Origin of the sequence: Streptomyces sp. NPDC000348, from assembly GCF_042898795.1 — a bacterium.
Lineage (GTDB): Bacteria > Actinomycetota > Actinomycetes > Streptomycetales > Streptomycetaceae > Streptomyces.
Map to the genome: position 1 here is coordinate 99,683 of NZ_JBIAZD010000023.1, position 10,916 is coordinate 110,598.

The window sequence follows — 10,916 nt, forward strand, 5'->3', positions numbered from 1 at the left end:
GCGTACGACGGGGTGGCGGCGCGGGGGAGTGCCCCGCACCGCCACCGCGGCGTCATACCGCGGCGGTCTCGGCCCCGCGGCCCGCGAGCCGGGCCTCGGCCTCCCGCCAGGCCGCGGTGTCACCACGCGGCTCGTACCGCTCGAGCGGCTGGGTACGGGCGAGCAGCCGGCGCATCCCGGCCCGGTCGCCGACCAGCCCGTGCGCACGGGCCTGCACCAGGACGTTGCCCAGCGCCGCGGCCTCGGTCGGCCCGGCCACCACCGGCAGCCCGCAGGCGTCCGCCGTCAGCTGGCACAGCAGCGTGTTGCGGGTGCCGCCGCCGACGATGTGCACCACGTCGACCGGGTGGTCGGCGAGCGCCTGCGCCTGGGCGACCGCCTTGCGGTGGGCCAGGGCGAGCGAGTCGAGGATGCAACGGGTGGTCTCCGCGGGGGAGTCCGGCACCCGCTGTCCGGTGGCCCGGCAGGCGTCCGCGATCCGCTCGGGCATGTGCCCGGGCGCGAGGAACGCGGCGTCCCCCGCGTCCACCACCGACCGCAGCGCCGGCACCTCGGCCGCCGCCCGCAGCAGTTCGCCCAGGTCCGGATTCCCCCAGGCGCGTACGCACTCCTGGAGCAGCCACAGACCCATGATGTTGCGCAGATAACGGACCGTGCCGTCCAGGCCCAGCTCGTTGGTGAAGTTGGCCGCCCGGCTCGCCTCGCCGAGCACCGGCGCGTCCAGCTCCAGGCCGGCCAGCGACCAGGTGCCGGTGCAGATGTACGCGAACCGCTCGCCGTCGGCGGGCACCGCCGCCACCGCGGAGGCGGTGTCGTGCGAGCCGACCGTCGTCACCGGCACCGGGCCGCTCAGCCCGGTCTCCTCCAGCACCCGCGGACGCAGCACGCCGGCCGGGTCCCCCGGCCGCCGCAGCGGCGCGAACAGGTTCAGGTCGACGCCCAGGCGCGCGGCCACGTCGTACGCCCAGTCGCCCGTGCGGGGGTCGATCAGCTGGGTGGTGGAGGCGTTGGTCAGCTCCGTGCCCTGTTCACCGGTGAGCCAGTACGCCAGCAGGTCCGGGATGAGCAACAGCCTTCCCGCCTGCGCGAGCTGGGCGGAGCCGCGGGCCGCCGCCAGCTGGTACAGGGTGTTGAACGGCGCGTACTGCAACCCGGTCGCCGCGTACAGCTCGGCGGCCGGGACCGTCGCCCACACCTGCTCGGCGACGCCCTCGGTACGGGCGTCCCGGTAGTGCACCGGGTTGCCGAGCAGGGCGCCGTCTGCGTCGAGCAGCCCGTAGTCCACCGCCCAGCTGTCGATGCCGACGGAGTCCACCTGCCCCGCCGCCCTCAGACCTTCCAGGACGCCCCCGTACAGCCCCAGGATGTCCCAGCGCAGCCCCTCGGGGACCCGCACCGGACGGTTGGGGAAGCGGTGCGCCTCGGTCAGCTCCAGCGTGCCGGGGCCGACGCGGCCGACCATGACGCGTCCGCTGGACGCGCCCAGGTCGACCGCGGCGTACGACTTCACGGACGCGCTCATCGCAGGAAGGCGGCGGCGACGCCGGCGTCGACCGGGACGTGCAGCCCGGTGGTGTGGGTCAGCTCCCCGCCGGTCAGCGCGAACACCGCGTTGGCCACGTGCTCGGGCAGCACCTCGCGCTTGAGGATGGTCCGCTGGGCGTAGAACTCGCCGAGCTTCTCCTCCTCGATGCCGTAGGTCGCCGCGCGCTGGGCGCCCCAGCCGCCGGCGAAGATGCCGGAACCGCGCACCACGCCGTCCGGGTTGACACCGTTGACGCGGATGCCGTGCTCGCCCAGCTCGGCCGCGAGCAGCCGCACCTGGTGGGCCTGGTCGGCCTTGGTCGCCGAGTAGGCGATGTTGTTCGGGCCGGCGAAGACGGCGTTCTTGGAGGCGATGTAGACGATGTCGCCGCCCAGCTCCTGCGCGATCATCACCCGGGCCGCCTCGCGCGAGACGAGGAAGGAGCCGCGGGCCATGATGTCGTGCTGGAGGTCCCAGTCCTTCGCGGAGGTCTCGAGCAGCGGCTTGGAGATCGAGATGCCCGCGTTGTTGACGACGAGGTCCACCCCGCCGAAGGCCAGCACGGCGGCCTTGAAGGCGTCGGCGATCTGCTCCTCGTCCGTCACGTTCACGGTGACGGCCACGGCCTTGTCCGCACCGCCCAGCTCCTCGGCGACGGCCGCGGCGTTCTCCGCGTTCAGGTCCGCGACGACGACGCACGCGCCCTCGGCCACCAGCCGGTGCGCGATCGCCCTGCCGATCCCGCTGCCCGCGCCGGTCACCAGCGCCACCCGGGTCGCCAGCGGCTTCGGCTTCGGCATCCGCTGGAGCTTGGCCTCCTCCAGGGCCCAGTACTCGATGCGGAACTTCTCCGACTCCTCGATCGGCGCGTACGTCGAGACGGCCTCCGCGCCGCGCATCACGTTGATGGCGTTCACGTAGAACTCGCCCGCCACGCGCGCGGTCTGCTTGTCCTTGCCGAAGGAGAACATGCCCACGCCCGGGATCAGCACGATCGCCGGGTCGGCGCCGCGCATCGCGGGGGAGTCGGGCTCGGCGTGCCGCCGGTAGTAGGCGGCGTACTCCTCGCGGTACTCGGCGTGCAGCTCCTTCAGCCGCGCGACGGCCTCCTCCACCGGGACGGTCGGCGCCAGGTCGAGGACGAGCGGGCGGACCTTGGTGCGCAGGAAGTGGTCGGGGCAGGAGGTGCCCAGGGCCGCGAGCCGCGGGTGCTCGGCCCGGGCCACGAAGTCCAGCACGACCTCGGAGTCGTTGAAGTGCCCGACCTGCGGCCGGTCCTGGGAGGCGATGGCCCGCACGTACGGGGCCAGCGCCGCCGCCCGCTCCCGGCGCTCGGCCTCGGGGAGCGCCGCGTAGCCCTCGATCACGGGCCCGAAGGGCTCCGCCCCGCCGCGCTCGGCGAGGAACCGCTCGGCGGTGCGGATGATGTGCAGCGAGTTGCGCTCGCACTCCTCGGAGGTGTCGCCCCAGGCGGTGATGCCGTGGCCGCCCAGGACGCAGCCGATGGCCTGCGGGTTGGCCTCCTTGACGGCGGCGATGTCCAGGCCGAGCTGGAAACCGGGCCGGCGCCACGGCACCCACACCACACGGTCGCCGAAGCACTCGGCGGTCAGCTTCTCGCCGTCCGCCGCGCAGGCCAGGGCGATACCGGAGTCGGGGTGCAGGTGGTCGACGTGGGCCGCGTCCACCAGGCCGTGCATGGCGGTGTCGATGGAGGGGGCGGCGCCGCCCTTGCCGTGCAGGCAGTAGTCGAACGCGGCGACCATCTCGTCCTCGCGCTCGACGCCCGGGTAGACGCCCTTCAGCGCCCGCAGCCGGTCCAGCCGCAGCGCGGCGAGCCCGGCCTCGGTGAGGGTGCCGAGGTCGCCGCCGGACCCCTTGACCCACATGAGCTCCACGTCACCACCGGTGACGGGGTCGGTGTCGGTGCCCTTGGCGGAGGTGTTGCCGCCGGCGTAGTTGGTGTTGCGGGGGTCGGCGCCGAGCCGGTGCGAGCGGGCGAGGAGGGCGTCGGCTGCGGGGTGGGGTGCCATGGGGAGATCAGTCCTTCGGGGAAGAGAGGTGTGCGGAGTCGGGGTGCCCGGGAGGGCGGCGCGTCCGGGAGGGGCGCGGGCCTGTGCTCGTGTGCGGCTCCGTCACGGGGCGCGACCGGCCGTGGCCGGCCCGCGGCCCGCGAACGACGGAACCCGGGGCTCAGGCGCCCCAGCCCGCCTGCTCTCCCCCCACGCGCTCGGCGACGATCTTCTCCTGCCATCCGCTGGAGCGGTACGCCGCGATGGGGTCGGGGGCCAGCCCCTGCTCCTCCCGCACCTCGCGCAGCAGCGGACGCACGTCCGTGTTGTACGCGTCCATCAGCACCGCGTTGGCCTCCAGCACGTCCCCCGAGCGCTGGGCGGCGGAGAGCGCCTCCCGGTCCACCAGCAGTGCCTTGGCGGTGGCCTCCTGGACGTTCATCACCGAGCGGATGATCGCCGGGATCTTCGCCTCGATGTTGTGGCACTGGTCGAGCATGAACGCGACCTCGGGCGTGAAGCCACCGCCCCGGATGACCTCGTACATGATCCGGAACAGCTGGAACGGGTCCGCTGCGCCCACCATGAGGTCGTCGTCGGCGTAGAAGCGGGAGTTGAAGTCGAAGCCGCCGAGCTTCCCCTCGCGCAGCAGCGTCGCCACGATGAACTCGATGTTGGTCCCCGGAGCGTGGTGACCGGTGTCGACGACCACCTGCGCCTTCTCGCCCAGCTTCAGGCAGTGCGCGTAGGCGGTGCCCCAGTCCGGCACGTCCGTCGTGTAGAACGCCGGCTCGAAGAACTTGTACTCCAGCAGCATCCGCTGGCCGTCCCCGAGCCGCTCGTACACCTCGGCGAGCCCTTCGGCGAGCCGGTCCTGCCGGCCCCGGATGTCGTCCTGGCCGGGGTAGTTCGTCCCGTCGGCGAACCACAGCTTCAGGTCCTTGGAGCCGGTCGCGTCCATGATGTCGACGCACTCCAGCAGGTGGTCGACGGCCTTCCTGCGCACCGCCGCGTCCGGGTGGCAGATGCTGCCGAGCTTGTAGTCGTCGTCCTGGAAGGTGTTGGAGTTGATCGCGCCGAGCCTCACCCCGCGGTCCTCGGCGTGCTTGGCCAGCGCCGCGTAGTCCTCGACCTTGTCCCACGGGATGTGCAGCGCCACGGTCGGCGCCACGCCCGTGAACGCGTGCACCTGGGCGGCGTCGTCCAGCTTCTCCTGCGGGGTGCGGGGGACGCCCGCTTGCGCGAACACCTTGAACCGGGTCCCCGAGTTCCCGTACGCCCAGGACGGCGTCTCCACTGCCTGTGTCTTCAGAGCGGCTTTCACCGCGGCGAGCTCGGTCACGTCAGGGCTCCTGTGACATCGGGTCGTGACGACCACTGAATGAAACGATTCAGTAGGGGAAGCTATGGGTCTCCCGAAGGGGTGTCAACCCCTTCGGCGAAGGCCGTCCTCCGTGACCAGGCCGAGACCTGAAGGTGTCGAAAGTTTTTCGACCGGAACCCATTGACGTGACATGTGTCGCGCGCCTAACGTCCCGGCAACCCAGTTGAAACCTTTCACGACGTCGCGAGGGCCTCCTCACCGGCGTCGTCGAGGAGCCCTCATGACCCACCCGTCCGACACGGGTCCGGCCCCGGTTCTCGCACTGAAGGACATCTCCAAGTCCTTCGGCGCGGTCCGCGCCCTGCGGGACGTCTCCCTGGAGCTGTTCCCCGGGGAGGTGCACGCCCTCGCCGGAGAGAACGGAGCCGGCAAGTCGACCCTCATCAAGACGCTCGCCGGGGTGCACCGGCCGGACACCGGCCAGGTGCTGCTCGACGGCGCCCCCGTCGTCTTCCAGGGTCCCGGTGACGCCCGCGACGCCGGTATCGCCGTGATCTACCAGGAGCCCACGCTCTTCCCCGACCTGTCGATCGCCGAGAACATCTTCATGGGCCGGCAGCCCCGGCGGGCGCTCGGCCGGATCGACCACCGGGCCACCCACGACGCGACCGCCGCCCTGATGCGGCGGCTCGGCGTCGAGCTCGACCCGGACCGCCCGGCCCGCGGTCTGTCCATCGCCGACCAGCAGATCGTCGAGATCGCCAAGGCGCTCTCCTTCGACGCCCGCGTCCTGATCATGGACGAGCCCACCGCCGCCCTCACCGGCAGCGAGGTCGCCCGCCTCTTCGGCGTCGTGCGCACCCTGCGCGAACAGGGCGCCGCGGTGCTGTTCATCTCCCACCGCCTGGAGGAGATCTTCGAGATCTGCCAGCGGGTCACCACGCTCCGCGACGGCGCCTGGATCTCCAGCGAGCCGCTGGCCGGCATGACCGAGGACGACCTGGTCCGCCGCATGGTCGGCCGCGACCTCGAGGAGCTCTACCCCAAGCAGGACGTGACACCGGGCGAGACCGCCCTGAGCGTGCGCCGGCTGACCCGCGAGGGCGTCTTCACCGACGTCTCCTTCGACGTGCGGCGCGGCGAGATCGTCGGCCTGGCCGGACTCGTCGGCGCCGGACGCACCGAGGTCGCCCGCGCCGTGTTCGGCATCGACCGCTGGGACGCGGGAGAGGTGGAGGTCGACGGGCGCAGGCTCACCAACGGAGCCCCGTCCACCGCCATGGCCGCGGGCCTCGCCCTGGTCCCCGAGGACCGGCGCGCCCAGGGCCTGGTGATGGACATGTCCATCGAGCGCAACATCGGCCTCACCGGACTCCGTACGACCGTGCGGGCGGGCCTGATGGACCGCGGCGCCGAACGCAGCCGCTCCCTCGACTGGGCCGTCAGGCTCCAGGTCAAGTACGCCCGGCTCGCCGACACGGTGAACACCCTGTCCGGCGGCAACCAGCAGAAGGTCGTCCTCGCCAAGTGGCTCGCCACCGGGCCGAAGGTGCTGATCGTCGACGAGCCCACGCGCGGCATCGACGTCGGCACCAAGGCCGAGGTGCACCGGCTGCTGTCCCAGCTCGCCGCCGACGGCGTCGCCGTCCTGATGATCTCCTCCGACCTGCCCGAGATCCTCGGCATGGCCGACCGCGTGCTGGTGATGCACGAGGGCCGGCTCACCGCCGAGATCCCCCGCACCGACGCCACCGAGGAAACCGTGATGGCCGCAGCCACGGGGAGGGCCGCCGCATGACGGTCGCCGCTCCCGAAGAAGCCCCCGTCGCCGAGGTGCCCAGGGCCGGCGCCACCCGGCTGGTGGACCGTGTCTTCAAGATGCGCGAACTCGCCATCCTCGTCGTCTTCCTGGTGATGATCGCCGTCACCCAGGCCGGCAACAGCGAGTTCCTGTCCGAGCAGGGCATCAAGGACCTGCTGCTGAACGCGACCATCCTGATCCTGGTCGCCACCGGCCAGTCCCTGGTCGTCATCACCCGCAACGTCGACCTGTCCGTCGGCTCCACCCTCGGCATCAGCGCCTTCGCCGCCGGCACCTACCTCCAGGGCGGCGGGAACCCGGTCGTCGCCGTCGCCCTCGCCGTCCTGCTCGGCGTCGGCTTCGGACTGCTCAACGGCCTGCTCGTCAGTCTCGGCCAGGTGCCCGCCCTCGTGGTCACCCTCGGCACGCTCTACATCATCCGCGGCATCGACTCCATCTGGGTCGGCTCCCGCCAGATCACGGCCGCCGATCTCCCCGGCGGGTTCGTCGACTTCGGCTCGGGCGGCATCTCGGCGGTGCCGTACCTGGCGCTCATCGCGCTCGCGGTGCTCATGGCGACGGCGTACTACCTCAAGCACTTCGGCAGCGGCCGCGAGCTGTACGCGCTCGGCTCCAACCCCGAGGCCGCCCGGCTCGCCGGCATCCCCGTGCGCAAGCGGATCCTCGCCGCGTACACCTTCTGCGGCGCCCTCGCCGGCCTCGCCGGCGCCCTGTACCTGGCCCGGTTCGGCAACGTCGACTCCGGCACCGGGAACGGCTACGAACTCACCGTCGTCAGCGCGGTCGTGGTCGGCGGCGTGGTCTTCACCGGCGGCTCCGGCAGCGTCTACGGCGCGGCCCTCGGCGCGCTGCTGCTGACCTCCATCAACAGCGTGCTGCCCGCCCTCGGCGTCAGCTCCGTGTGGGTGCTCGCCATCAACGGCATCCTGCTCATCCTCGCCATCGCGGTCGACCGGGTCGTCGCGCTGCGCGTGGCCTCCGCCCTGAAGAAGAGGAACGCCCGCCATGCCTGAGTCCCTCACGCGCGCGAGCCGCTGGTCCGCCTCGTTGAGGTGGGACACAGCCGTCGGCGCCCTGCTCGTCGTGGTCCTGCTGCTGTCCTTCACCACCGTCGACGGCTTCGGCAACGCGCTCAACCTGTCGTTCCTCATCGGCAACACCCTGCCGATCGCGCTGATCGCCCTGCCCATGACCCTGCTCGTGGTCTCCGGCGAGATCGACCTGTCCGTGGCCTCCACGGCCGGCCTGTCCGGCGCGGTGATGGGCGCCCTGTGGAACCAGGGCATGACCATCGAGACGATCATCCCGATCTGCCTCGTCATCGGTGTCGTCTGCGGCCTGGTCAACGGCCTGCTGGTGACCCGCCTCGGGCTGCCGTCCCTCGCCGTCACCATCGGTACGCTGGCCGCCTACCGGGGCATCGCGCAGATCGTGCTCGGCTCCGACGCGGTGACCGACTTCCCCACCCAGTACCTGGACTTCGCCGCCGGACGCATCGGCGACACGTTCGTCCCGTACGCCCTCCTGCCCTTCCTGGTGCTGCTCGCCATCGCCGTCGTCGCCCTGCACGCCACCCCGTTCGGCCGGTCGCTGTTCGCGATCGGCGCGAGCGAGGAGGCGGCCCGCTTCGCCGGCATCCGGGTCAGGCGGCAGAAGCTGATCCTGTTCACCCTGACCGGTCTGATGGCCTCCCTCACCGGCATCTTCTGGGCGCTGCACTACGCCAGCGCCCGCTACGACAACGCCACCGGCCTCGAACTCTCCGTCGTGGCGGCGGTGCTGCTCGGCGGCATCGACTTCGACGGCGGCAAGGGGACGCTCGGCGGTGCGATCGCCGGCGTGTTCCTGCTCGGCGCGCTGCAGAACGTGATGAGCCTGCAGGACGTGTCCGCGCAGTCCCAGATCGTCGTCACCGGTGTGCTGCTGGTGCTGTCCGTGCTCGGACCCCGCGTCGCACGGCAGGTCGCCGTGGCGCGGGCCGGACGCCGGGCGGCAACGTCACCACCGGTCCCCAAGGCCCCCACTGCCACCCCCTGACCCCTCTCGTCCGCTAAGGAACCCACCATGCGCAAGGCATCCATCCGCCGTACCTGCGCGGCCCTCGCCGCCGTCACCTCGCTCGCCCTGGCCGCCACGGCCTGCGGCGGCACCACCAAGGAGGACGTGAAGAACGAGGGCGGCGGCGCGGCGGCCTCGGCCGGCAAGGCCGACCCGAACGCGGCCACCAAGAAGGGTCTGACCGTCGGCTTCCTGCCCAAGCAGGTCAACAACCCCTACTTCACCACCGCCGACAAGGGCGGCGAGAAGGCCGTCAAGGAACTGGGCTCCACCTACAAGGAGGTCGGCCCCTCCAGCGCCACCGACACCGCCGGCCAGGTCTCCTACGTCAACACCCTGACCCAGCAGCAGGTCGACGCCATGGCCGTCTCCGCGCAGGACCCCGGCGCCCTGTGCACCGCGCTCAAGCAGGCGATGAAGAACGGCATCAAGGTCGTCACCTACGACTCGGACACCACCGCCGACTGCCGCAACGCCTTCATCTCGCAGGCCAGCGGCGAGGACCTGGGCCGCACCGAGGTGCAGCTGCTCGCCGAGCAGATCGACTACAAGGGCGAGATCGCGATCCTGTCCGCCGCGCAGACCGCGACGAACCAGAACGCCTGGATCGAGTTCATGAAGGACGAGCTCAAGGACCCCAAGTACAAGGACATGAAGCTGGTCAAGGTCGCCTACGGCAACGACGACGCCCAGCAGTCCTTCCAGCAGACCCAGGGCCTGCTCCAGGAGTACCCGAACCTGAAGGGCATCATCTCCCCGACCACCGTCGGCATCAAGGCCGCCGCCCAGTACCTGTCCGGCTCCAAGTACAAGGGCAAGGTCAAGCTGACCGGCCTCGGCACCCCCAACGACATGCGCAAGTACGTCAAGAACGGCACCGTCGAGGCGTTCGAGCTCTGGGACCCGGCCAAGCTCGGCGAGCTGGCCGCCCGCACCGCCGTCGCCCTGTCCTCCGGGCAGATCACCGGCAAGGAGGGCGAGACCTTCACGGCCGGCGGGCTGGGCGAGTACACCATCGGCAAGGACGGCGTGATCAACCTCGGCAAGCCCACCGTCTTCAACGCCGAGAACATCGACCAGTTCGACTTCTGATCCCCACCTCCCCCTGAAGGAGCGGTACTTCATGCAACGCGTCTGTTTCCTGCTCAAGGTCCGACAGGACCGGATCGCCGAGTACCGCGAACGCCACGCCGCCGTGTGGCCCGAGATGTGCGAGGCGCTCTCGGCCACCGGCTGGCACAACTACTCCCTCTTCCTGCGCGACGACGGCCTCCTCGTCGGCTACCTGGAGACCGAGGACTTCGAGGCGGCCAGGGCCGGCATGGAGGCCACCGAGGTCAACGCCCGCTGGCAGGCCGAGATGTCGCCCTTCTTCGAGTCCCTGGACGGCTCCCGGCCGGACGCGGCGATGACACCGCTGACCGAGGTCTTCCACCTCGCCTGACGACGGAGCCCGTGATGAGACGACGCACTCTCCTGGCCGGCGCGCTCCTCGGCACCGCGGCGGCCCCCGCCCTGGCCTCCGGCACCGCCCGGGCCGCCGCCTCCGCGGCCTCCGGGCACACCGACTGGAAGCTGCTGTACGACGGAGCCGGCCTGAACGCCTTCGGCGAGGTGGTGATCGACGAGACCCGCGTCGCCCAGGACGGGGTGCTGTCGGTCATGTACCAGGAGAGGTCCAGCGGTACGACACCCTCGCCCCTGCACGTAGTCGACTTCCGGCTGCCCGCCTGACCGTGACCGCTCAGGGGCGGCGCTGCCGGTAGTGTGATGGCCCGCCGCGCCGCCCCCGTCTTTCTGGAGGTCCCTGCCCGATGGCCCAGTCGGTGGGTATCAAGGACGTCGCCCGCGTCGCCGGAGTATCCGTCGGCACGGTCTCCAACGTGATCAACCGTCCGGACACGGTCGCCGCCGAGACCCGGGCGCGGGTGCTGTCCGCCATAGACCGGCTCGGCTACGTGCGCAGCGAGTCCGCCCGTCAGCTGCGCGCCGGCCGCAGCCGCATCATGGGCCTGCTCGTCCTCGACATGGGCAACCCGTTCTTCGTCGACGTCGCGGGCGGGGGCGCCCCCCCCCCCCCCCGGGGCCCGGGGGGCGGGGGGGGGCGCCACCCCCCCCCCCCACCCCGCCGCGAGGGCGCCGAACACACCCCCAAAACCCCACACCCCCGGGCGG

Annotated in this window: 9 protein-coding genes and 1 pseudogene; 7 read left to right on the forward strand and 3 right to left on the reverse strand. The window is 71.7% G+C overall.

All coding sequences use genetic code 11. The features are described 5' to 3' along the window. Window positions 1-52: 52 nt before the first annotated feature. From ACFY3N_RS32410 to rhaI, 3 genes are all read right to left on the reverse strand, one after another. Complete coding sequence (locus tag ACFY3N_RS32410; RefSeq protein WP_390820368.1) at window positions 53-1,522, reverse strand: rhamnulokinase family protein; 1,470 nt, start codon at window positions 1,520-1,522, stop codon at window positions 53-55. Further along, entirely contained in the window at window positions 1,519-3,558 is a 2,040-nt protein-coding gene (locus tag ACFY3N_RS32415) for a bifunctional aldolase/short-chain dehydrogenase (RefSeq protein WP_390820369.1), read from the reverse strand. The genes ACFY3N_RS32410 and ACFY3N_RS32415 overlap by 4 nt, the downstream gene beginning before the upstream one ends. Window positions 3,559-3,718: 160 nt before the next feature. Next, window positions 3,719-4,879, reverse strand: coding sequence for an L-rhamnose isomerase (gene rhaI, locus ACFY3N_RS32420; RefSeq protein WP_390820370.1), 1,161 nt, complete (start codon window positions 4,877-4,879; stop codon window positions 3,719-3,721). A 262-nt stretch (window positions 4,880-5,141) separates the two neighbouring features. Between rhaI and ACFY3N_RS32425 the strand changes: the two genes are divergently transcribed. From ACFY3N_RS32425 to ACFY3N_RS32455, 7 genes and pseudogenes are all read left to right on the forward strand, one after another. Beyond that, complete coding sequence (locus ACFY3N_RS32425; protein ID WP_386020492.1) at window positions 5,142-6,659, forward strand: sugar ABC transporter ATP-binding protein; 1,518 nt, start codon at window positions 5,142-5,144, stop codon at window positions 6,657-6,659. Beyond that, window positions 6,656-7,696 (forward strand): ABC transporter permease, encoded by a 1,041-nt coding sequence (locus ACFY3N_RS32430; protein ID WP_390820371.1) that lies wholly within the window; start codon window positions 6,656-6,658, stop codon window positions 7,694-7,696. The genes ACFY3N_RS32425 and ACFY3N_RS32430 overlap by 4 nt, the downstream gene beginning before the upstream one ends. Further along, window positions 7,689-8,720, forward strand: coding sequence for an ABC transporter permease (locus tag ACFY3N_RS32435; RefSeq protein ID WP_390820372.1), 1,032 nt, complete (start codon window positions 7,689-7,691; stop codon window positions 8,718-8,720). The genes ACFY3N_RS32430 and ACFY3N_RS32435 overlap by 8 nt, the downstream gene beginning before the upstream one ends. A gap of 27 nt (window positions 8,721-8,747) precedes the next feature. Further along, a complete protein-coding gene (gene rhaS / locus ACFY3N_RS32440; RefSeq protein ID WP_390820373.1) occupies window positions 8,748-9,833 on the forward strand; it encodes a rhamnose ABC transporter substrate-binding protein in 1,086 nt (361 codons plus the stop codon). A 31-nt stretch (window positions 9,834-9,864) separates the two neighbouring features. Next, window positions 9,865-10,185, forward strand: coding sequence for an L-rhamnose mutarotase (locus ACFY3N_RS32445; protein ID WP_390820375.1), 321 nt, complete (start codon window positions 9,865-9,867; stop codon window positions 10,183-10,185). A gap of 92 nt (window positions 10,186-10,277) precedes the next feature. Next, window positions 10,278-10,475, forward strand: a pseudogene (locus ACFY3N_RS32450) (Tat pathway signal sequence domain protein); the annotation flags it as partial. An 80-nt stretch (window positions 10,476-10,555) separates the two neighbouring features. Next, window positions 10,556-10,916 (forward strand): LacI family DNA-binding transcriptional regulator (locus tag ACFY3N_RS32455; protein WP_390820377.1); only part of this gene is annotated, 361 nt, incomplete at its 3' end.